Below are 23,287 nucleotides of genomic sequence, written 5' to 3' on the forward strand. Positions count from 1 at the left end.
TATGATTGCTGAACCTCAATACACTCAAAAAATGACGGCGGAAGAATACCTAGAATGGGAAGCCAAGCAGGAATTTCGCTATGAATACATTGATGGCGAAATTTTAGCTATGACAGGCGGTACGATTCCTCATAATAGCATTGCTCTCAACTTCTATACAGCCCTAAGACCTCATTTGCGTCAGAGAGGTTGTCAAGCCAATGTGTCAGATGCGAAAGTTAAGCCTAGTCAATCAAGTCGTTATTTCTATCCAGATATAGTTGTGACTTGCGACTCCCAGGACTTGAAAGCCCGCGATTTTATTCAAAATCCAAAAATCATTGTTGAGGTTCTTTCGCCTGGTACAGCAAGTTACGATCGCACGAAAAAATTTAAATATTATCGTCAAATTCCGAGTTTGCAAGAATACGTCTTAGTTGATTCAGAAGAAATAATAGTTGAGGTTTATCGTCGAGGAGAAGGGAAGATGTGGCTTTATTATGAGTATGAAGCAGGAGAAATTATTACCTTAGAAAGTATTGAGTTTGAATGTGCGATCGAACTTTTGTATGAAGGGATTATTTTTGACAAAGAGTGAGGGTTGAAATCAAGAATGAGTCATTTTATTTAAGTGTAAGGAGATTGGATAATGAATCCCAAGCATATCGCAAAAATTACAGAAGTCGATCGTATCGCTAAAGCACCCTATAACTTTGTCGAACTTCCTGAAAAAATCGTCGTAGCAGAGGAATTACCAAATGGCGATCGATATCATTTAGAGCGCCACACTGGCAGAATTGAATGCACTTTAACTACTGAATCTCCTCTGTATATTCGCTGCGGAATGATTCCTACTAATTTCACTAAATATTCAGAGCTTCCAGAAAAATACTCGAAGCCACCACAAGATGCCACAGAGCAACAGAAGAAACAGTGGGAAGAGGAGAAAAAACAATGGGAGACAGACCGACGAAAAACTCTTGCTCCATTTTTTACATACCGAAACGATAATCTTCCTATTCTTCCTGGTAGCAGCTTACGCGGAATCCTACGAACTTTACTTGAGATCGTTAGTTTTAGTAAAATTGAAAGAGTATCCGACGAGCATCGCCTATTTTTTCGTGCAGTTGCATCTAATCCCAAGAAAGAATCTTGGGGGAAAGAATACAGGGATCGTGTTGATCCCGAAAAAATTCAGGCTGGCTATCTAAAAAAAGATAGTCAAGGATGGTATATTCAACCTGCTAAGAGTGAACAAGGTGAAACATTTGCGTGGGTTAGGGAAACGTCTATTAACTTGCCAAACTTTAAAATTTTCAATAATGATAAATATGAGCCTCAGTATATTTCTGTTAGCTATAGAAGTGTAGCTGTAGATAACACAGACAGAGCTAAACGCTTATTTGCTCATGATGTTGAATTGCCAGACATCCATCCCAAAAAAGGTGTGCTTGTTACCAGTGGAAACATGAAACAAGGAAATGAACCTTCACCTCGTCGTAATCATTGCGTAGTTTTCGCTGAGGATAAGAATGCTGCCCGATTCCCAATAGATCGTACAGCAATTGAGCATTATCGTAATGCTCTGACTAATTTTCAGAAAGAATCACCCTTTAATAAGGATTGGGGATTATTAGAAGAAAATCGTCCTGTGTTTTACTGTCCTCATGAAAGTGGAAATATAGTAGGATTTGTTGGTCAAAGCCCTAATTTTCGTATTCCGTACTCTCCTCAAGGTAATGGACACGCAACGACTGTCTTAGATTTTATTCCTGAAGATTTGAGAAAATTAGCATCAATTGATCTAGCTGATGCAATCTTTGGCTGGGTAAAGCAAGAATCTGAATCACAAAAATTACCTCTAAAGTTTGAAAAAAAAAGAGCCGGGAGAGTGTTTTTTACAGATGCCTTATACCAAAGCAATCAAAATGGTATCTGGTATCAAGATAAACCATTAACTCCTCAAATCCTATCTGGGCCGAAACCGAGTAACTTTTCGCACTATTTGGTTCAACCAAATGCAGACAAATCAGAACTAAAACACTATGCAAGTGAACCAATTAAAAATACAGTAATTCGCGGTCATAAGCTGTATTGGCATAAAGGCAGCAATCCTGAATTTAAACTTAAACTTAATTTGGATAAAAAGAAAGAAGTTTCAGATACTCAGACTACTCAAATTAACCCAATTAAAAAAGGTGTGATTTTTAAGTTTGATATTCACTTTGAAAATTTGAGCAAAGTTGAATTGGGCGCATTGTTATGGGTGTTGAGTCTCAGCAGTCAGAAGTCACAACAACTGGGAACTGCTAAACAGGGTGAAGAATACTGTTTTTCCCTTGGTATGGGTAAACCGCTGGGGATGGGTGCGGTGAAAATTGACTATGAATTGCATTTGAGCGATCGCACCTCTCGCTACAGCAATCTATTTGATGGTACAAAGTGGAAAACTGGGGAAGAAGACCAATCTCAAACTGATACAAAAGAGCAAGAATGTGTGAAAGCATTCGAGAAATATGTCCTAGATGGAATCAGCGAGCGCGATTATCCAAAAGAGCGAAATAGAGAACAACTGCAACATTTAAAGCAGTTACCGAGAATTGAAATGTTGCTGGCGATGTTGCGGTGCGATAAAGATAAAATTCCAGATGAAGAACAGACTCGATATATGGAACTTGAAGAATTTAAGCAGAGAAAAGTTCTACCTACTCCATTGGATGTAATGAACATCCTTGATCATCGCAGATTTGCTTCTGTAGAAAGCCAATTAACTACAAAAATAAGCAATAAATCTACTCTTCCCAAACCTAAACCTAAGAATACCTCCGAGCGAGGTCGAGATGAAGGTGGAGGAAATATTAATCTGGCATTTCAAAGACCTCCGAACAAGCCAAAACGTTAAGTCGATCGCCCATATCCCACCTCACCCATCTCGTCAAGGCCGATCGCCCTTTCCCCATGCTAAAATTAGCTCAATAAAATACACCACCTAAATTTAGGAGTTTATGATGCCTTTTAGCGCTTATAAAACAGTCGGTTCAGTCCTCAAAGAATTTCAGATTACCTATACTGAATCCAATTTCATAGTAGAAACAGAGTTTCATGTTTCTGACTATTTTCGAGAAGATTTAGAATTTACAATGCGAGAAGGAGTGGTTGATAATTCTGAATTTGCAGTTTGTGAAAATTTGATTTATCCAGTTATCAAAGAAGTTTGGAAGTGCTATTACAGCGGGTTTGTTTTGTGGAGCCATCAGTCTCTTACCTACGACCAGTATCTTTCTGGATTTCCTGAATATATTTTGGCTAAACGTTCTATTTTAGGAAAAATTGTTTTTGATAAACCTTATTTTATGATAGTTGAAGCTAAACAGGATAACTTTGAAAATGGATGGGCCCAGTGTTTAGCGGAAATGATTGCCGCACAGCGACTGAATGAAAACTCAGAGCAAGATATTTTTGGAATTGTATCAAATGGGGAAGTATGGCAATTTGGTAAACTTAAGACTAATCTTTTTACTAAAAATAAACAGTCTTACTTGCTTGACGATTTAAACAAGCTTTTTGCGGCGATTAACTATATTTTTAGACAATGTGAATTGCTGCTGAATGCTGAAATAGCGAGTCAGAATTGAAAGGTAGCAGGTGTATTTAATCAGGAGCAGCGAGGATGAGTTAAGTCGCCGACGGAATCAAATAAAATATTATAAAGCGTAAAATGTGTGGAGTGATTCACTTTCCCCATAATATCGATCCCGCCTACCGCACACATCCCACCAAAAGCGATCGCCCCGCACATCCATAAAGCTAAACTAATCTAGAGTTTTACCATAAAAATTTCACCCCGTTCATGAACATCGCCTATCTCGTCAACCAATACCCCAAAGTCAGCCACAGCTTCGTCCGCAGAGAACTTCTAGCTGTCGAAACCTACGGCATCAAAGTCGGGCGTTACTCCATCAGATCCTGCGAATCCGAACTCGTAGACGGCGCAGACAAACAAGAACAAGAACTGACCAAAGTCATCCTAGGAGTTGGCGTACAGGGCTTAGCGTGGGGTTTGCTCAGCACTGCCACAACTAGACCAATTCGATTTCTGGAAGCTTTGCAGTTAATGTTCAAAGTGGGCTGGCACTCAGAACGCGGGATTTTGCTGCACATAGCTTATTTCGCAGAAGCTTGCATTCTTTTAAATTGGTTTGCAGAAGCGGGTACAACACACGTTCACGCTCACTTCGGCACAAATTCCACAACTGTTGCAATGCTGTGCCGCGTGCTTGGCGGCCCGACTTACAGTTTCACTGTTCACGGCCCCGAAGAATTTGATAAAGCTACACTTCTTTCCTTAGATGAAAAAATTAAACGATCGACCTTTGTCGCAGCAGTCAGTTCCTTCGGCAAAAGTCAGCTTTTTCGGTGGTGCGATCGCACTTATTGGTCAAAAATCCACGTCATACACTGCGGTGTCGATGCAGCATTTTTAGCCGCACCGCACGTCCCAATACCCGCAGCACCCCGCTTAGCTTGCATTGGGAGGCTCAGCGAACAAAAAGGTCATTTGCTACTGCTAGAAGCCGCCAGCAAGCTAGCAGTTCAAGGCTTAGAGTTTAAATTGGTATTCGTTGGAGACGGGCCGCTGCGAACTGAGATTGAACAGCAGATTGTACAACTCGGCCTGCAAAACTATATAGAAATTACCGGCTGGGCCAGTGGCGATCGAGTTCAGCAAGAAATTTTAGCTTCCCGCGCCATGGTATTGCCCAGTTTTGCCGAAGGTTTGCCCGTCGTAATTATGGAAGCCCTCGCCCTCAATCGGCCCGTAATTAGCACCTATGTTGCTGGCATCCCCGAACTCGTAGAACCAGGGGTTTGCGGTTGGTTAGTTCCTCCCGGTTCCGTAGAAGCATTAACTATTGCAATGCGTGCGGCATTGGAAGCACCTTTAGAACAGCTAGAAGAAATGGGGAAAACAGGGGCAGAAAGAGTTGCTCAACAACATAATGTTGATTTAGAGGCAAAGAAATTAGTGGCTCTGTTTCAAGGATCTATTGAACAATCATCGAAAAATTGGGTTTGAAACCTCCCCCTTTTAGGGGGACTTTTAGTCTATAATTAAAAGTCTACCGCAGGGCTTGCGGGAGGCAATAGCCAAAGCCTGTGGAGCGAGCATAAGACCGGAAAACCCTTCGGGAGGTGGAGGCAGTTGCAATGAAACAGGAACCCAAATAGCGATGTTTGGGAATCGCCGCACTTTTAGGGCGGTGAGAATGTCAACATAAGATAAGAAGACTCGGCGGTTGAAACCGCGTCGATAAAGACAAAACCCGCCTCCGCGGGTTGAAGACAAAGGCGGTTTCAACCGCCGAATTATCTTTACACCGCGGAGGCGGACTTTGTTTGTGTAGACGCGGTTTCAACAGCCGTCTTATCTTCTTGATTCTTTAGTCCGCGGAGGCGGACTTTGTTTGTGTAGACGCGGTTTCAACCGCCGTCTTATCTTCTGCGGGCGATTTGTAACTTTTTAAGGAATAGGAACAGATCTCAACAACTTATCAACAATTGTTTTCGCCTTCCTTCCCCCCGCCGGAATCAACCGATGAGAAAGTACGTGCGGTGCTAATTCCTTGACATCATCCGGGGTGGCAAAATCCCGCCCCGAAATAAACGCCAAAGCCTGAGATGCCCGGTGCAAAGCCACCGCACCACGGGGACTCACCCCCAGAGTAATCTCTTCATCCTCGCGGGTCGATCGCACCAAATCCACAATATACTGCTTCAAAGAACCTTCCACCTGCACCGCAGCGCACAAACGGCGCAATTCCTGCACCTCTTCCAAAGAAATACAAGGCTGCAAATCCTCAACAGCAAAAGGATCAGATAGCCGTTCCAACATTTGCAACTCTTCCGACGCAGCGGGATAGCCCAAAGTCAAAGACAAGGTAAACCGATCCATCTGGGCTTCCGGTAACGGAAAAGTGCCTTGATATTCGATCGGGTTTTGAGTCGCAATCACAAAAAACGGCGCCGGAACAGTCCGAGAAACTCCGTCTACCGTCACCTGCTTTTCTTCCATCACTTCCAGCAAAGCAGACTGAGTTCGCGGCGTCGCCCGATTGATTTCATCCGCCAGCAAAACATTCGCAAAAACTGGGCCTGGCAAAAACTCAAACTTGCCGCTGCTGGGATTCCAAATATTAGTACCGGTGATATCTGTCGGTAACAAATCGGGAGTGCACTGAATCCGCTGAAACTTCCCATCGATCGATCGCGCTAAAGACTTCGCCAACAGCGTTTTTCCGACACCAGGCACGTCTTCTAGCAGCGCGTGTCCCCCCGAAAGCACAGCTACCAGCACCAAGCGAATAGCATCCGCTTTGCCGACAATCGTCTTGCCTAGATTTTGTTTGAGCCGCTCAATATGTTCTCTCATATCCCTGACTTCTAATTGTTAATTGCTAGTTGTTAATTGCTTGTTATTTTATTCCTAGTTCCTCTCAGCTAGGACTTCGTTTGTGTAGTAGCGATTTCAATCGCCCAAGCAAAACTGTACACAATGAATTGATAATTAGGACGGGCTAGAAGCCCATCCCACATTTTTTTCTTGTGGGACGTTGCTCTGAGCATCGTCCGCAAATTTGATTAAAAGGACTTTTGCAATTTTGTCTATTAACCATTAGCAGCTAACACCTTTCTAGCAACATCACAATCTGTCTGAATTTGAGTTTTGAGAGCATCTAGAGAAGCGAATTTTTGTTCGGGTCGCAAAAATTCTACCAAACTTGCGCTCAAGGTTTGACCGTACAAATCCCCAGACCAATCTAACAGGTGAACTTCGACAGTGGGTTGCAGGCCGTTTACCGTCGGGCGGCGGCCAACATTCATCACTCCATTGATCAATGATAAATTAGACGATCGCTCAGAGATTAGAGATTTGGGCTTTTCCCACTTATAGGAAGAACTTTCATCTTTCATCGTTCCTCCATCTTTCACCGAGACTCGCACCGCGTAAACGCCAAAACTCGGCAAAAATTTTTCGGGAGGCAGTTCGATATTAGCAGTAGGAAATCCGATCGTCCTACCCAGCCGCTGTCCCCCAACCACAGTCCCCACCAAACTGTAGGGTCGCCCCAGCAACTTATTCGCTGTTCTGAGGTCGCCGGATGCCAAACCTTCGCGGATGGCGGAACTGCTGATCCGATCGCCTTGGGCGCAATTGTGCAGCGGTACAAGAGCAACCTCAATACCGTAACCTGAGGCGATCGACTGCAAATCCACAGCCGTCCCAGCGCGTCCGCGTCCGAACCGAAAATCAACCCCGACGCTGATGCGACTCGCTTGCAGTTGCCGCACCAGAATTTCCTCGACAAATTCAGCAGCAGTCAAAGCTGCCAATTCTCGATCGAACGGCAGCAGCACAAGTTGCTCGACGCCCATTGCTGCGAGCAATTCTACCTTTTCTGCCAGAGGTGTCAGCAGTTTTTTGGGTTGACCTGTAAAAAATTCTTGCGGGTGGGGATCGAATGTCACCACGGTGCCGTAAAGCCGATCGACTCCATCAGAATACAGACCGGAGAGGCTGTTGCCCGCCGAGTCCCTGCTGTGCGCGATCGAAGCATCTAAGTTATCACCGTTGCGGGCTGTATCGGGCGGTGCTGCTGAGTCGTTGTCCCAGCTTGCCGGATCTTCGCTTTCCAAATTTTGATCTCTACCGGCGTTTGATCCCAAGTTTTGCCCGGACGCCGAAACAGTCGTAGAATTTAACTGAGCCGATCGATTTAAAATTGGCTGCACGACTTGTTGGTGCCCTAGGTGCAAACCGTCAAAGTTTCCCAAGGCAACAGAAGTTGGAGTCAGAGCAGCGATACAAGAAGAAGTTACCCACACGCTTTAGATTTTGCCATACTTAGCCGAATTGCGATCGCCCGTCGATTTGAGATTTGAGATTTGAGATTTGAGATTTGACTCCACAGATCGATCACAGAACTCGAACATCGATCTAAACTTTTTTATTTTCCACTCCTGGCGCCGGGGCTTGTATCCGTCTTTGAGTAAGGTCAGCTCTCACTTAAATTTTAGATTTGGAACCTCAAGATTTCCCAACCATCTGGCAATCTCAAATCCATCACACAGGCACTTTAGGGGCTTGCACCGATGCTTCAGACAAATCCTTATTATGAGGAGGCAGCAACTGTAACGACAAACCTTCCCGCGCCATCAAACTGTTCGGGAACCTTTGAGCGACTTGCTCTCCCACCTTGTCTAAAAACTCGTCATTGTGCTGCGGGTCGTGGTGAAAAATCACCAACTTTTTAACATTAGCCGCATGAGCCACCTTCACCGCTTCCTGCCAAGTCGAATGTCCCCAACCGACTCTGCTGTTCTTCTCCGAGTAATACTCCTCATCGGTGTAAGTAGCGTCGTAGATCAGCACGTCAGCATCCCGAGCCAAAGACAGCACATTTTCGTCCAAGCGATCGGGTAAATGTTCCGTATCAGTCACATAAGCTGCCGAATACCCCCGCCAGTTAACGCGGTAGCCTACAGCTTCCCCGGGATGGTTCAACAAAGCAGTTTCCACCTTAATCTCTCCGATTTCCAGCGGTTCGCCCACTTCTATATCGTTAAACTTTAGGTCTGCCCCCATAATTTGCAGCGGTACCGGAAAATTGGGGTGCAGCATCTGGTCGTTGAGCCGCTGCTGGATAGTAGCCTTATTAGGAGGAGGAGCCACAGCCCCATAGATGTGAAAACAATTGCCCTTGACAAAAGCTGGCACAAAAAATGGGAATCCTTGAATGTGATCCCAGTGAGAGTGAGTAAAAAACATATGAGCTTCTACGGGCATCTGCGACAGGAGAGTTTGTCCCAAAACCCGCAATCCAGTACCGCCATCAAAAATTAGGCGACTGTCACCCACTCGCATTTCTATACAAGGCGTGTTGCCCCCGTAACGTACTGTATCAGCTCCGGGAGACGCTATGCTACCTCTAACGCCCCAGAAGTGAACCGTGAATTGGTTTTGCATACTAGACATGGGTTTTCCTGCAAGATTTTTCCGGCGAGCCATCGGTAAGGTGTTTACATATATAGCAACCGCCACGTAGGCTAGGACATAAATAATGTCATGAATAGATCCTATGACCATGAGAGCATAAACGGTTTGATGCTTGTGCTATGTAACTGTCAACTGTCAACTGTCAACTGTCAACTGTCAACTGTCAACTGCTATAAGTAAGGGCTTGTGCGATCGAAACCCAAGCTTTTTGACTGTCGAGTTCCCCACTTGTTGGAAGTGCCAAAAGTCTCGCTTGCCAGAAAATGCAAAACTGTTGGGCTTGACAACGGAGCAATAAATTACAAGGTAGACTAATCAAGTCTCGATCGTAAATATTCTTGGACTCTCTTCACTAGCGTAACCTCCAAAGACACAATTTGGGGCAACATATCTGTTTCAGTCTGGTCTTGCAGCCGCTGTTGTTACAGCCTTCGCACTTGCCGATCGCGCGGCAGAGTCTTGGCACTGCTGTTTTACGGGTTTGAACCCGGACGATCGCCAACTGCTATGGTAGTCCGATCTTGCCGATCGGGCGCGACGGTTCTGGCTTTTACCAGAATTACGGCTCATTTACCGGACTCGATCTGCTTCCATTAATTCAAAAATCTTAGCAGTTTAGGAACGATCCTGCTATTGATTCTCTAAACAATTCGGTGTGGCTTCTCCGTCGGCCCTGAGGTTGGGGTTCGTCCAGCTAGCGGTGAAGCTGTGAACCAGCCTCATCTGAAACCCAGGGGCGGCGGGCAAAAGGCTAAATTTTTGACGCGCAGTTTTCGGCGGACGAATTCAATCACTCAAAATCCCCCAAATTTCATCAATTTAAAGTTTTTCGGGTTTTGTCCCCGCCCCAACTCGATGACCTTCTGTATCAAGAGTTATCCAGAAATATTCGCTGTTCACCTGTCGTGCTTTTCTCAACAATCTTGAATCAATACCTAGCCACAGTTGCATTGTCGCAGTTTCATAGCTCACCAATAGGTAGCTATAGCAGTTGACAGTTGACAGTGGACAGTTGACAGTTGCATAACCCGAATCAAACCATTGATGCAGTACGGGTATCGGCTCTATTCATTCCGGTTATTTATGTCCTCACCGTGGCGGTTGCTATAGAAACCAGGCGAGAGTAAAGTCAAGAGTCCGCAGGCGAGTAAACTTAGGTGTTGAGGCAAGCAGTCAGCGTTTGGCTGTGAAGGCATATTGCCCGATCGACCTGATGGTACTGTTGGCAATCAACAACTGTCCGAAGTATTGTTGAACAGCTCTATTTTGGGAAAGTATTTCTCGAAATTCGGCGCAATTGCGGTAGTCGCCACAGGTTGAATTTTCAGGTATCATAGAGCAATACGGCTCTGGTTGGACGACAATCTAAATCAGTGCAAAAAACGCCGGGATAATTTTAACTTATTTCTCAAAAAACTCAGTATGAATAAACTTAAAAAAAATACAACCAAGCTGAATCGACCAGTAGTGAAAGAGTCCGATCGCACTTTGCAACTCGGTCAGCCACCATCCTTCGACCTGTCCATAGAAATGAGCGATACCCCGTTGACTCAATTGAGTCACGATCGCCCCCCCGGCACGGCAGAAAAAAAGCGACGCAGAGTTGGTGCCAAGATCGTCGCTCCGGCCGGAGCGCCTGTGGTTTCTGCCGCCTTTCTCAAGTGGCTGCTAGAGCGTTTGACTCGCTCTCAAGGTTGGCTGGCAGTTGTCACCCTGGCAGCAGTTTGGGGGTTGTGGAACAGTCAGTTACTGTTTTCGACAGGGCTGGGGATCGCAGCGATGATGCTGGTTTACCGAGGGCAGTCGCGGGACTGGGAATTGCTGCGATCGCTCGTCGAGCAATTTTGCCAGAGCCCGAACCGCCGATTTATTGTAGCGGTGGGCAGCGGCGGCATTGCTACCTTGGGCGCTTACCTGAGTTTGGGGATTTGGGCGGACTCCGAGAGCCACTGGATGGCTTTGAACCTGATTTTGCAGAATTTTGGCACGATCGCGATTGCAGGGCTGTTGCTGCGGCAAGCGCTGAGTCTGGGGGCCGAACAAGATGAAGCAACGCTCGATCGCATCCTGGCAGATTTGACTGATGCTGACCCGGTGAAGCGTTTGATTGCAGTGCGACAAATGACAGATTTGGTGAATAACGGTGGGTTTGGCCCTGTGAGTTCGGTGAAAAGTTCCTTAGCGGATACGAAGCGATCGGCAGAAAAGCCCTTTTCTTCCAGGGCTGCGCTAACCAAGAGGATCGCCCGTTACCGCGCTGCCGAGTGCTTTCGCCTGATGCTGAGTCGAGAACCGGAAGCTTTAGTCCGCAATGCCCTTCTCGAAGGTTTGCAGACTTGGGACGATACTTATGGCACTGCTTTAGAACCCAAAAGTAAAATCATCGACTATTAGCTGACCGTCAAAAGCATAAAAACTAATTCGATGAATATTCGGAGCTTTGACGCGCAGGGGAGCCCTAGGGGCGATCGGAGAATTAGACCCTGCCAGATTGGGCGCAGGCATTTCATCCTGAACAATTGGGTTCCCGTCGATGTCGCAAGCAGATAAAACAGTTCGTCGCGAACTGGTGACAAGTCCTGACACGCTGCGAACTGGATGCTTGAAAGTTACTTCTATCAGTCCGCTTTTTGGGGCTCCCATTAACACTGTTGCCCCAGAACCCATGAAAAATGCTGGGTTTGAAGGTTGGATCGCGACGGCATTGGTAAAATTTACCCCCCAATGTGCAAACTGGTGTTCTACTACTTCAAAGCATTTTAAGTCTTCTAAAGCTAAGCGGACGATCGCCGGTACGGTGGCGCGCGATCGCACCTCTAACCCTGCGCCCGAGCGTTCTGGAGTGGCGACTAAAGACTTTTTGCCATTTAAATCCATGCTTCGACAGGCAGTGTCAAATTCTGCAAACCCGTCCGATTGAAGACTTTTTGCGTCAACCATAAAACCCTCGCGATCCCGTTTCCTAAGCAGTTGCATTTTTAGTAGATCTCCCTGAGATTAGTTGTTTCTGGTGTTTTGGAATTTATAATGGCGAGCCCTGGGAAATTGACTCTCCCTGCAATGCCGGAATCGAAAACCGATCGCCCGCCCTCCAACAAGGACTTTCGACCTCAAAAGCCACTGCTCCGCAAAATATGGTGATTAATTATTCGTGATTTGTCCGCACCAGCTTTGCAGCGGTGGGTCTGAAAGCGAGATATATCTAATACTCCTGCTTTCCGAGCGCCTGCTTTCCGGGTCGGCAAACAGACTTTATTATGTTGAGGGGTCTTACCCATCATTTTGCTATTATCTCCGATCAGCGGTAGTTTGCAAGGGTGAGGATAACTACACAGCCGAACTGCCCAAATCGCAAAACTTAGTTCCTGTCTGTAGTTTCAGGGTTCACTTGTACTAAAATAGATTGAAATCATTACTCAATCTTTACAAAAACGCCACCAGCTTTGCAACTTTTTTAAACAGGGACGGGGCGGCGAACGAAAATCTAAAATCTAACAGCGATTGAGGTTTATTTATGCTTGTGCCCCTCGGCTTCGGTCAGCGATCGATAGTTACTTCGATCGGCAGAATGGTTTACTACACTGCTGAAAAAATGCCTTGGATCGGATTGCCGACCTCAACGACAGAAAACCAACCGAATTTGGTATTCTTTCACGGTTTTGGGGGCGGGTCAAGTGCCTACGAATGGTCGAAAGTTTATCCGGCTTTTGCGCCAGAATATCGCATTTTAGCACCTGATTTAATCGGTTGGGGGCGATCGGAACATCCGCCCCGAAATTATCAGGTTGAAGATTATATCACAACTTTGATTGAATTTCTAGATAAAACTTGTGGCAGTCCGACAGACGTGATCGCTTCTTCGCTCACAGGGGCGATCGCGATTCGAGCTGCGATCGCCCGCCCGGATCTCTTCAAATCGCTTATTTTGACGATTCCCAGCGGTTTGTCAGACTTCGGACAAGATTACGGCAGCAGTTTCTTCGCTAAGCTAGTCAACACGCCGATTTTAGACCGCTTGCTCTACAGTACCGGCATCGCCACAGACGGTGGCATTCGCAGCTTCCTAGAACAGCGCCAATTTGCAGATTCCCGTCGCGTTTACCAAGAAATTGTGGACGCTTATCTGGAATCTGCTTTGGAACCAAATGCAGAATATGCCGCGCTGTCTTTTGTGCGGGGAGATTTGTGTTTTGATTTGTCGCTATATATCACTCAGCTAACAACGCCGACTGCGATTATTTGGGGTGAAAAATCTCAGTTTACTAGCCCGGAGATTGGTCAGCGGTTGGCTAATCTCAACCCAGAAGCAATTAAAGTTTTTCAATCTCTGGAAAATGTGGGTTTGACTCCGCAGTTGGAAATTCCGGCTGTGACTATTGGTTTAATTCGGCAGTATTTAAGGTTGCTTTCCGAAGGGTGAAGTTCGCCAGCCGATTCGCTCCGCGGATTTAACGGATATCACCGATAGAGGTTCCAGGTTCGAGGGAAGAAGGAAGATTAATTCCCCACTACCCATAGATGTCAACTTAATCCTAAAGACCTCTGTATCTCTCGTTTATATCCAAGTCTAGATCCCCCTAAATCCCCCTTAATAAGGGGGACTTTGACAATACTCTTGTCCCCCCCTTTCTTAAGGGGGGCTAGGGGGGATCTAGACTCTGCTAGAAGCGAGATTTCTCATGGATTTTAGTCTGAAATTGACACCAATGACCAATGACCAATGACCAATGACCAATGCCCAATGCCCAATGCCCAATGCCCAATGCCCAATGCCCAATGACTATTCTTTGACTCGCACGTCGATGACGCTAGCGTTGAAAATGTATTTTTTGCCTTCAAGTTCTAGGGTAGTGCCAATTTTGACTTTGGTATTTCCTAAAACTGGGCCGTTTTCAGTAATTTGACCTTTTCCTTCTAGGGTAAACATCATATTTCTGCTGAAGGATTCTTCTTCTCGGGGATCGGGTAGAGCTTTGAGGGTACCGTTGGGCTGGGGAACTGCGAGGGTTCTGGTGATTGTTTTGACGGATTTGATCGTAATCTGACCGGAGGGTTGATTGCGGATCACCACATTGATTTTATCCCCGGGCTTGAACAAATCTTGAACGTTTGTGCCTTTGAGTCCGATCGCAATTGCATCGATTTCTACAGGTTTCATACCCGGGCCGCCGACTTGGGCGACGGAACCGCCGGATGTGCCGGGAAAGAAGAAGATGCCGACTGCAACTAGCAGCACAATCATCGCGGCACCTACGTCTAGAATGCTGAGTTTGCCGAACAGTCGGCCTTGAGAATCTAAAATTTTCATAAATCGCCTATAAACGGACAGCGACAGGAGTATCTGTACAAGCCAAAAGATATTACCATAACGATCGCCCAAAATCCGCAGGACTTGCAGACTGGGGGAGAGGGGGATACTGGGGGACCCGGAGATGGGGAGATGGGAGAGTGGGGGTCAACAAGTTAACATAGCAACTAAGCAGGCTTAAATTTCGTCTGCCGATTTAGTGACTTTTTGAGTTTTTCCTAAAAAAAAGAAGACCGGGCGGTTGAAACCGCGTCTATACAAACAAAACCTGCCTCCGTGGGTTGAAGAACGGACGGTTGAAATTACATTATTTTCTTCAGTCTCTTAGAGAGGGACTTTGTTTTTGTAGATGCGGTTTCAACCGTACGTCTTACCTTCCTTCTTCCTTCTTCCTTCTTCCTTCTTTTAGCACTTATCAATCATGTTAAAAAGTTTGTGGTTGACTTGCCGGCATACTTGTGGCCGGGGGATTTATCTATTTCTGTCGGTGATTGTGGCTGCCGGTATTTGGGTGATTTCCCCAGAACCGACTCAAGCATTTTCGTTGCCGGAACTGATTTTTCGGGGGATTCAAGTTATTCAATTGTCGAATATGTCCGATCGCCAAGAGGTGACGGTTGGCCAACAAATTAATCAGCAGTTGACGAAAAGCGAGTTTAAGCTTGACCGCAATCGCGCCACTAAAGTATATATCAACCGCATCGGTCAACGGCTGGCAGAGCAAAGCACTCGCCCGAATATTCCTTATACTTTTCAGGTGATTGATGACGACAATATTAATGCTTTTGCGACAATGGGCGGTTTTGTTTATGTGAATAAGGGTTTGATGGCGGCGGCAGATAATGAGGCCCAATTGGCAAGTGTAATTGCCCACGAAATCGCGCATATTAGTGCTCGCCACTCGATTAAACAAATGCGTCAAATGGCGATCGCCTCTGGTGTAGCTTCAGCGGCGGGGCTCGATGGTTCTCAGGCGGTGCAGATTGGAGTGGAATTGGCTTTGCGCCGCCCCCACAGCCGCCAAGCTGAGTATGAGGCGGATCAGTTGGGTTTGCAAAGTATGGGGCGATCGGGCTACGCTCAATCTGGGATGGTTGATTTTATGAAAAAGTTGCTCAACCAACCTTCTCCGCCGAGCATTTTGAGCACTCACCCGGCTACTAGCGATCGGATTGCTGCGATTTCCCAGGCGATAGATCCGGATCTCGCTAGCGGTGAAGGTTTGAATAATGCGGCTTATAAGCTAGAAATGCGTCGGCTGCTGCGATCGTCGTAAGCAATTCTAAATCTGTTAAGGGCGATCTCTTCTCTTCTCTTCTCTTTTCTTACTTCGCGACAAGTGCTTACGCACCGCTTCGCGTACTGCGTCTTCGCGGTTCATTAAAAAATAAATCTAGTTGGTAGAGTGCGGAGCGAAGTGGGTGAATTTCGATCGAGGGCGATCGAACTCAAGCTGACGCACCCTACAACTGCTGTTGAACAACAGAGCTCATCTCAGGTTTCGGGAGTGCAACCTGCTGCGGCCTCAATTGTCTGACAACTTCGTCAAACGGCAAAATTCGGACTTGATTGTTAAACACATTTACCTGATAAACTCTGCGATAACTGAGGTCAAGTCCAGTCAGCCAGCCGCTTTTGGGATGATAAGCACCCGTGTCAATATCCAGCCACCCTTGGCCCCTGACTAATTCACCTGGCCTCACGCCCTCAAAAGTAAACGTGATCGTGTGACCGGTGATAATTAACTTATTGGGAAAATACGGTTTTGATATCGTGTGAAATTCTTTGCGAATCCAGCACAGTTGTTCGCTCGACTGTTCACTAATTGGCATAGTCGGATGCACACCCGCGTGCACCAGCCAGATATCCCCTAAGTCTAAGTACGTAGGGAGCGATCGCAGCCAATCTAAGTGTTTGTACGGCATCATCCCTGTATCCCTGTAGCTGGCGACAGTCGCATCGCCGCCGCTGTACAGCCAAGATTGCCACGCCCGCATATCCACCTGCGGCCCCGACAAAGCCTCTAACATCAGTTGTTCGTGGTTTCCCAGCAGGGTTTGGTAGGGGCTGTGCTGGACAAAATCTAATACCTGAGCGCTTTTCGGCCCGCGATCGATTAAATCTCCCAAAAAATAGACGCGATCGTCCGAACTGGGGGCAATTGCCTCTAGCAAGAGCATTAAACCATCGTAATGCCCGTGTACGTCCCCGATAACAATGCGCCGGTGATCCACTGTGTTTATCCGCTTCCCTGACTCAAAACTTGAATTACTCGCTTATAGCATCTGATTTCCCTGCTATTTCCTCCCTTCTTTTGCGGAGGAGGGGTGTCACCCATTATACTCCTTTGTATAATGATTCAGTAAAACTCGCCAGTATCTGTTTGCGCAGCTACTGATAGCAACACTGGCAAGCTGTTAATTGTGCTTTTGCAACTGCTATTACTGAGTCAAAGCTTTCAGGAAAGTCTGAAGTTCTGCCAAAAAACCTTTCTTTTTTAGCGGTTTTGCAGGTGCGGTGGAATTGGGATCGGCGGTTCCCATAGCCTTTGCTAAAATCCGCTCTAAATCGTCTCCCACAGGTTTTTGTGCAGTTTCCGAAATTAATTCGTATTCGTCGTTTGTTTCCAGCCAGACTTGCCAGGGTTGCGGGTAGCAGCGGAATAGGGCGGCACTGTCTAGGGGTCTGATGTAGTAACAGGATTCGATTTTGTTGAGGAAGCGATCGCGCAATTGACGGCCTGCATAGCCTATACCTATAGTAGCAACATCTTCGAGCCGCGGGTTAAGTAGAATTACAGGGCGATCGCCCGCAGCTATGTAAAGTTTTTCGACTTGTGCGACTTCTACAGCCGCCGGATTCACCAGCAAAAACAGTTCGTCTTCCGGTGCTATTTTATCTTCAACAGCCGTGCGGCTGCTGCCCAAATCAGTTATTTTAAAAGGTGTTTGTCCCCAGTCGCGGCGGGCGAGGGCGGCTGAACCAGCATCGGGAAAGAAGACTTTCACCCCTGCGTGGATGTCCTCAAATTCTGGGAGGAATTGTTGGGTGATAGACTGTGCTTGCAGGGCGATTTCGGGAAATACTAATTCGACTTGCAGCAGAGTTTTGCCATCCGAGAGGGCGGCGGCGGTTGCAATGCGCGATTGGGCGATCGCATCATTGAGATCTTTGGGCAGTTCTGTCATTAATCTTATTATTTTTACTCGACTTCTCTCAATCCAATTTTACCAGAAAGAATTGGTTTAAAGCCGGAACCCTTGTAGGGAGAAATTAAAAGAAGGCTATTCATTACTCCAATGCTCTTCCTTCTTTTGTCAAGTGCTGTCAACTGTCGAGCGGTCAACTGTCAACTGAATGAACGCATTAAGCCACAAAAGCTAACACCGATACGGGCGAGCCGGAACCTCCCAAAAGAGGTAATATTCCGATCGCTAAAGTGAAGTTAGCCGCAGGTAACAAGTGGAGATTTGCCAGATTTTCCAGCACTATTCGCTGCTGTTCCAATACCAGTTTATTAACAGCAAAACTTTCATCTTGTCCCGGATCGACTCCGTGGGTGTCAGTGCCAATTCCGGCAATCGAGCGCTCTTCTAGCAAAAATTGAGTTGCTGCTTTGCCAAATCCGGGAAAGTGGCAAACTCCGCCCTCGCCAGGATTAAAAAATGCTCGCTCGTCCTCCCATTTTGCTTGCCAGCCAGTATACAATAAAACTAGATTTCCCGGTTCTATAAATTTGTGTTTATGTTCCCAATTCAATATATCATCTATAGTTAAACTGTAGTCGGGATTAGCAAGACTTTGCTCACGAATGTCGATGGCAATTCCCGGCAAAACTAGCGACTGCGGCGCATAACTATCAACACTCGCGCCTGCTGGATCGAAGCTGTTGGGTGCGTTGATATGAGTGCCGCTGTGTTCTCCCATTGAGAATTTTCGCAGGAAATAGCCGTTTTTTTCTATTTGAGATACAGTTTCAAATTCGGGCGCTGGATCGCCCGGCCAGATGGGAATATTTGGATGAATTGTATGGCTTAAGTCTATAATGTCACGGTAGGCGATCGTTTTTAAATTGTTTGAGTTAAAGTTGTTTGTCATCTGCAAAAACGAAGTTTTGAATCGCACGAAATATCGTAGATCGGACGTACGGTTGAAACCGCGCCTATACAAACAATGTCCGAGCTCAGAGGGACTGAAGAAAATAACATAATTTTAACTGCCCGGTATTTCTTCAACCCTTGGCAATGCGCGTGAGAGTTTGTGTAGACGCGGTTTCAACCGCCCGGTCTTCAGAATCATCCTACAATGCGATCGAGCTCCGCGACCATCACATCCTTTGTTTGCCCGGAAACAGTATACACCAAAGCCTCTCGATAAACTCTCCCCGCCGGGTGCAGCGTACCGTTAGCCGCACCGCTGGAAACCACAACCGCAGCGTGCCCGCACCGCACCGCTAAATCAATAGCTTCGGCTCGGAGCGCTAATTGTTCTGCTTTTGAGCTATGTTGAGATTGTAGGAAATGCTGTTTGAGCCGATCGAGCTTCTGCTCCAATTTTCGGCAAGCCACCGCGATCACAGGCGAATCTTTAGCAGTCGCCGCTGTTGCAATTACATCCAATCCCGCTCGAATACAGCCCAAAGTCCCCGGAACAAAATTTAGGATATTTTTGCTGTCGTTTTCCGCAATCCACCCGACAGGTTTAACCGCAATTATTTCCGATTCGTGCAACAACCAATTATCGAGAGTTGCTGTCACAGTATTAGTCGAGTTCATAGCGATTAACTGCATGATTTCGCTCACAGCTATTTTACCATATTCACGGTCAATATTAGCAAAAGGTAGCACACCAAAAACCGCGCGATTGTCTGGAAGTACCGCAGCTACAATAAACTTTTGAAACAAGCCAAAACCCGTAATCCAAGGAACATTCCCCGATAGTAAATAGCCATTTGGTGCGGGAGTTGCGGTGACTGCCGGATTGCCCGATCGCCTTAAATGCGAAAACCCTACACCCAAGCGTAACTCTTTTTGGGCGATCGCCCGCAAGTATCTGCTTTTTAGCATTTGATTGTCGCTACTGGCAAGCATCGCAGTTGCACTGTGGTGCTGAGTTTGCAGAAAAGACAAAGCCCCGGAATATCGAGCCGTCAATTCCTGATATTGGTAAAAAATCCCCGGTGGAATGTCCGCGCCGCCCCATTTTTGGGGAACACGCAGCGCTAAGAGCGATCGATTTTCCAATCCTACAAGTGCTATTTTCAGCGCTTCCGAGTCGCTGTCGATAATTTCTGCGTGGGGTAAAATGCACTCTATCAGGTAAGTTTCTGTGCTGTTAAGAATATCTTGAAAATCCATTTTTTATAACTTATTTTTGATTACAATTATTGGCTTATAATCATTATGGGACGGCATCTTGCCCGCCCCACCACCAACTTATTCTCATTTTTGATTATAATTATTGACTTATAATGATTGTGGGACGGGCATCTTGCCCGCCCCAAAACCAACTTATTCCCAAACTTTCCAAGGAGCCTTCCCTTCATCCCAAAGCTCGTTTAAATACTTATATTCTCGATAAGTATCCATCGCAAAAAAGAAGCCATCGTGACGGTAAGCCATCAACTGTCCATCTGCTGCCAAACGCTGCATCGGCTCCTGTTCTAAAATACAATCATCTCCCCCCAAATACTCAAAAACCCGGCGATTAAATATCATATATCCAACACTAATCCAGCCATCTATTTGAGGTTTTTCAGCGAATTCTACTACGCGGCTATCCCTGTCTACATCCAAAATCCCAAAGCGCGAAATCGGGCGAAATGTAGTAACAGTTGCTAGCTTACCATGAGACTTGTGAAATTCCATCAATTTCTCAATATCGACATCAGCAACTCCATCGCCGTATGTCACCATAAAATTCTCGCTATCGATATATTTTTCGATCCGTTTTACCCGCCCTCCCGTCAAGCTTTCCGCGCCAGTTTCAGCCAGCGTTACATTAAAATCTTGTTCGCGATGTTCCTCCTGATAGGTAATGCTGTTTCTGCGTCCCAGACAGATAGTAAAGTCATTATTCATGGCTTCATAATTCAGGAAATATTCTTTAATCATGTTGCCGCGATAGCCCAAGCACACAATAAAGTTTTGAAAGCCGTAGTGGGCGTAGATTTTCATGATGTGCCAAATAATCGGACGCCCACCGACATCGACTAAAGGTTTGGGGCGAAATTCTGTTTCTTCTCTCAGACGAGTACCGAGACCACCAGCCAGGATAACTACTTGCATTGTTTCACCTTTTGAAAGCTCATCAATTAATCTATCATCAATCATCTGTGATTTTTTCAAAGAATTATTAACATTTTCTCACAGTGAAGCTTTGTCAACCACAGACCTCACGAACTATTCTAAATTATCCTAGGGTGCGCCGAAGAGCACCACCTACTTAAATGCTGCGCGCAATTCCTAACTCACCAATGGTAAAGTAGGAAACAGACAAACAACAGTAGACAACTATTATACTGAAGATCGGAAACCGCAATGAAAACTCAACTCGATCGCCTCAAACAGTTTTTAGGTATAATATGCGCGATTGCCTCAATAATTATCTTATTCCAATCAGCAATACCTAGTGTTTACGCCACGGTTTTGACACCGGGACTCTCAACTATACCACAAACCACCATAGCCTTTGTACCGAACATACCGGGCGGCGGATTAGACTTTCACGAAGCAGCAGGAGGACACACTTTAGAGAGGCACGTTGGTAAAACAGAAGCAGAACTAGGACAGCGACTCGCAGAGGACAAGAGAATTTCTGGTGCATCTTCCTTTACTTACCGTTCCGTCGCCGAAAGGGCGATTGCTGAAGCAATGGACAGAAATAAAAGTGCGATCGACTCCTGGATGAAAAAAAGAGGAAATAGTTATACAATCAAATACGACACCCACAGAATAATTGGCATTACTCTGCGCCGCCGCGCATCCAAAGCAACTTCAACATCTCGCTTGAGAATCGTCCTCCAGCGCAGCACCAAATTGTCTCCCGGATACTTTATTCTTACAGCTTATCCCGAATGATCAATCAATTTCCTAATTTAACCCAATTTTTCAGTTCCTACTTTCACCAAGACTGGCCGCTAGAAGCTGAAACTGCCAGCGATGTAGTGAACAACTACCTGAGCAGCGAACCGCCCGAAAGTATTGAAGCGACATCGGAAGAACTTAGCAAATTGCTCGAAATGCCGATCGCCCCAGCCGACTTAGAAACATTCATCCTCGATGAATTAGGCTGTTACTATGACCCAAAATCAGAAGATCAAACCATCAGAGAATGGTTGGAATCCGTGCAAAAATCTTTAAATAATCCCAGCTAAACTCTGTATGTTTTTAGGGATTTGAGAAATCTCGCTTTTCCCCGAGGCCAGATCCCCCTAAATCCCCCTTAAGAAGGGGGACTTTGAGAAGAAAGGCTCTTGTCCCCCCCTTTTTAAGGGGGGTTAGGGGGGATCTAGGGCCTAATAGTCAACAAATAACCTTCATGTACATTGAAGTTAGGAACAACATAACTCAAGTTATTTCCACCAACAGAAACACTTTCTTCTTTAACAGTGACCAGCTTTTGCACAGCGCCCTCTAGATTATTAGGAATCTTCTCTAATTTCAGACTAACTTTTTGACCGCTTTGAATACCTAGAGCTTGCAAATTCGCCAGATTCAAAGTAACAGTTGTGGCTGAGGAATAATTGCGATCGAAATAACCCAACAGCACCTGTGCTTTACCTTCAGGATTTGACTTGCTGGCCAAAGCGACAAGGCGATCGTTATCCGATCGGCTCAGCACCCGCGAATTCACTCCGTCAGCATAAGCTTTGTATGTCCACCAAGCAGCCCTCGGCTCAAAAGTATTCGGCACAACCATCCCACTCAGCGTATTGTTGAAGCAATTGCTAACTTTTTTACCTACTGTTGTATCCCAACAAGCTCTGCAAGCACCATCAGCTTTTGCATACTCTAAGTTATACAAATAACCTAAAATTTCCCCAGGCTGATACTGTGCCAATTCCCCAACAATCTCGTTGACATAAATCTTTTGCAATTTCAGTTCCTTATAAAAGGGACTTTGTTGAAAATTGCGCTTGGCATCGAATACGTGGTCGTCCACAAATAAAATTATGGTATCATTGAGTTCGTGCCAAGCTAGAAAATTTACTTCTAGTTTGTTCGCTTTGCAGTAATCCAAAAAAGCAGCGAGATATTCTTTGCTGTAAGTGCTGATACTCGGCCCGCCAATCATCGCTGACGGCCCCAATTCTTGCCGCAAGATTTTGTAAGCCCTTTTGTAAGTTTCAAAGAATTGTTCTCTGCTTCCCTTCCAAAACGGATTTGCTAAATCTGGTTCATTCCAGATATCCCAAATAATTTTTTTGCCCTTATTTTGCTGGGCTAACTGTCGGATGAAGGCTTCCCACGCCGGGTAGTTTTGATAGGGCCAGCCTTTGGGGTTGCTACCATAGCCCCACAAGTCGCTGACTAATAGTTGAAATTCGGCTCCGCTGGCGATTACTCGATCGTAAACATCGAGTCTTCCGGCGCGCCACAGCTTGGGCTGCAAGGGTTTGACCAAGCTGTCCGGGGGCTTGCTGGGGTCAATTCCGTGCAGGATGCCGCTCATGGACGTTATACCGGTGGCTGGCTGTCCAAAATCGACTGTGATGTTCGATCGCATTTGGGCGATCGCATTTTGCTGTCCAAAATACGCGATTAACAGGACAGTTACCACAGCTAAGCAAATTGGCAGCAGTTTATTAATAGGTTTGAACTTGAAGGTGAATTGCATATTGTATGTGGTGGCGAATAGAAAAGACTTCAATGTAATAAAGGTATGTAGTTGCGCTTGGGCGCTCTTTTATATATGAAAGAGCGCCCAAGTGAAACAACGTACCT

At 46.0% G+C, this 23,287-nt stretch carries 22 protein-coding genes; 9 read left to right on the plus strand and 13 right to left on the minus strand.

Translation table 11 applies throughout. The annotated features are described in order from the left end of the window. The first annotated feature begins 1 nt into the window (after window position 1). From QUB68_RS06260 to QUB68_RS06275, 4 genes are all read left to right on the plus strand, one after another. On the plus strand, window positions 2-577 hold the full coding sequence (locus QUB68_RS06260) for a Uma2 family endonuclease (protein ID WP_332990430.1): 576 nt from the start codon (window positions 2-4) through the stop codon (window positions 575-577). Window positions 578-628: 51 nt separating this feature from the next. After that, window positions 629-2,881 (plus strand): TIGR03986 family type III CRISPR-associated RAMP protein, encoded by a 2,253-nt coding sequence (locus QUB68_RS06265; RefSeq protein ID WP_332990433.1) that lies wholly within the window; start codon window positions 629-631, stop codon window positions 2,879-2,881. A 103-nt stretch (window positions 2,882-2,984) separates the two neighbouring features. Then, complete coding sequence (locus tag QUB68_RS06270) at window positions 2,985-3,614, plus strand: hypothetical protein (protein ID WP_332990434.1); 630 nt, start codon at window positions 2,985-2,987, stop codon at window positions 3,612-3,614. Window positions 3,615-3,829: 215 nt separating this feature from the next. Next, entirely contained in the window at window positions 3,830-5,056 is a 1,227-nt protein-coding gene (locus QUB68_RS06275) for a glycosyltransferase (protein ID WP_332990436.1), read from the plus strand. A gap of 444 nt (window positions 5,057-5,500) precedes the next feature. On the opposite strand, the gene QUB68_RS06280 is transcribed toward QUB68_RS06275, so the two are convergent. From QUB68_RS06280 to QUB68_RS06300, 5 genes are all read right to left on the minus strand, one after another. Continuing rightward, entirely contained in the window at window positions 5,501-6,409 is a 909-nt protein-coding gene (locus QUB68_RS06280) for an AAA family ATPase (protein ID WP_332990438.1), read from the minus strand. A gap of 236 nt (window positions 6,410-6,645) precedes the next feature. Continuing rightward, window positions 6,646-7,863: a bifunctional riboflavin kinase/FAD synthetase gene (locus QUB68_RS06285; RefSeq protein WP_332990439.1), complete on the minus strand. Its 1,218-nt coding sequence runs from the start codon at window positions 7,861-7,863 to the stop codon at window positions 6,646-6,648. Between the two features lie 238 nt (window positions 7,864-8,101). Continuing rightward, entirely contained in the window at window positions 8,102-9,013 is a 912-nt protein-coding gene (locus QUB68_RS06290; protein ID WP_332990441.1) for an MBL fold metallo-hydrolase, read from the minus strand. A 417-nt stretch (window positions 9,014-9,430) separates the two neighbouring features. Further along, window positions 9,431-9,604, minus strand: a complete 174-nt coding sequence (locus tag QUB68_RS06295) for a hypothetical protein (RefSeq protein ID WP_332990443.1) — start codon at window positions 9,602-9,604, stop codon at window positions 9,431-9,433. 603 nt (window positions 9,605-10,207) lie between these two features. Beyond that, entirely contained in the window at window positions 10,208-10,369 is a 162-nt protein-coding gene (locus tag QUB68_RS06300) for a hypothetical protein (RefSeq protein WP_332990445.1), read from the minus strand. 87 nt (window positions 10,370-10,456) lie between these two features. Here QUB68_RS06300 and QUB68_RS06305 point away from each other — a divergent pair, with 87 nt between their 5' ends. Next, on the plus strand, window positions 10,457-11,428 hold the full coding sequence (locus tag QUB68_RS06305) for a hypothetical protein (protein ID WP_332990447.1): 972 nt from the start codon (window positions 10,457-10,459) through the stop codon (window positions 11,426-11,428). On the opposite strand, the gene QUB68_RS06310 is transcribed toward QUB68_RS06305, so the two are convergent. Further along, window positions 11,396-12,010 (minus strand): hypothetical protein, encoded by a 615-nt coding sequence (locus QUB68_RS06310; protein ID WP_442923046.1) that lies wholly within the window; start codon window positions 12,008-12,010, stop codon window positions 11,396-11,398. The genes QUB68_RS06305 and QUB68_RS06310 overlap by 33 nt on opposite strands. A 538-nt stretch (window positions 12,011-12,548) precedes the next feature. Between QUB68_RS06310 and QUB68_RS06315 the strand changes: the two genes are divergently transcribed. Beyond that, entirely contained in the window at window positions 12,549-13,454 is a 906-nt protein-coding gene (locus QUB68_RS06315; RefSeq protein WP_332990450.1) for an alpha/beta fold hydrolase, read from the plus strand. A gap of 360 nt (window positions 13,455-13,814) precedes the next feature. Here the strand turns inward: QUB68_RS06315 and QUB68_RS06320 are convergent, their stop codons facing one another. After that, a complete protein-coding gene (locus QUB68_RS06320) occupies window positions 13,815-14,342 on the minus strand; it encodes a DUF4330 domain-containing protein (protein ID WP_332990452.1) in 528 nt (175 codons plus the stop codon). A 421-nt stretch (window positions 14,343-14,763) separates the two neighbouring features. Here QUB68_RS06320 and QUB68_RS06325 point away from each other — a divergent pair, with 421 nt between their 5' ends. Further along, window positions 14,764-15,618 (plus strand): M48 family metallopeptidase, encoded by an 855-nt coding sequence (locus QUB68_RS06325; RefSeq protein ID WP_332990454.1) that lies wholly within the window; start codon window positions 14,764-14,766, stop codon window positions 15,616-15,618. Between the two features lie 187 nt (window positions 15,619-15,805). On the opposite strand, the gene QUB68_RS06330 is transcribed toward QUB68_RS06325, so the two are convergent. The 5 genes from QUB68_RS06330 to rfbF form a co-directional block, all read right to left on the minus strand. Continuing rightward, on the minus strand, window positions 15,806-16,576 hold the full coding sequence (locus QUB68_RS06330; protein WP_332990456.1) for a metallophosphoesterase family protein: 771 nt from the start codon (window positions 16,574-16,576) through the stop codon (window positions 15,806-15,808). Window positions 16,577-16,783: 207 nt separating this feature from the next. Continuing rightward, the gene (locus QUB68_RS06335; RefSeq protein WP_332990459.1) at window positions 16,784-17,530 is read right to left on the minus strand and encodes a DUF1995 family protein; all 747 of its coding nucleotides are present in this window, start codon (window positions 17,528-17,530) and stop codon (window positions 16,784-16,786) included. Window positions 17,531-17,708: 178 nt separating this feature from the next. Further along, a complete protein-coding gene (locus QUB68_RS06340) occupies window positions 17,709-18,440 on the minus strand; it encodes a cyclase family protein (RefSeq protein ID WP_332990463.1) in 732 nt (243 codons plus the stop codon). Between the two features lie 197 nt (window positions 18,441-18,637). Next, entirely contained in the window at window positions 18,638-19,699 is a 1,062-nt protein-coding gene (locus QUB68_RS06345; RefSeq protein WP_332990466.1) for an acyl-CoA dehydrogenase family protein, read from the minus strand. Between the two features lie 153 nt (window positions 19,700-19,852). Further along, the gene (gene rfbF / locus QUB68_RS06350; protein WP_332990467.1) at window positions 19,853-20,629 is read right to left on the minus strand and encodes a glucose-1-phosphate cytidylyltransferase; all 777 of its coding nucleotides are present in this window, start codon (window positions 20,627-20,629) and stop codon (window positions 19,853-19,855) included. A gap of 252 nt (window positions 20,630-20,881) precedes the next feature. Between rfbF and QUB68_RS06355 the strand changes: the two genes are divergently transcribed. Then, window positions 20,882-21,421: an RNase A-like domain-containing protein gene (locus QUB68_RS06355; protein WP_332990469.1), complete on the plus strand. Its 540-nt coding sequence runs from the start codon at window positions 20,882-20,884 to the stop codon at window positions 21,419-21,421. Further along, on the plus strand, window positions 21,418-21,717 hold the full coding sequence (locus tag QUB68_RS06360) for a contact-dependent growth inhibition system immunity protein (protein WP_332990470.1): 300 nt from the start codon (window positions 21,418-21,420) through the stop codon (window positions 21,715-21,717). Before QUB68_RS06355 ends, QUB68_RS06360 begins: the two co-directional genes overlap by 4 nt. A gap of 134 nt (window positions 21,718-21,851) precedes the next feature. On the opposite strand, the gene QUB68_RS06365 is transcribed toward QUB68_RS06360, so the two are convergent. Next, window positions 21,852-23,180, minus strand: a complete 1,329-nt coding sequence (locus tag QUB68_RS06365; protein ID WP_332990472.1) for a GH39 family glycosyl hydrolase — start codon at window positions 23,178-23,180, stop codon at window positions 21,852-21,854. Window positions 23,181-23,287: the final 107 nt, after the last annotated feature.

Source organism: Microcoleus sp. A006_D1 (genome assembly GCF_036702805.1).
In the GTDB taxonomy this organism is placed as follows: domain Bacteria; phylum Cyanobacteriota; class Cyanobacteriia; order Cyanobacteriales; family Microcoleaceae; genus Microcoleus.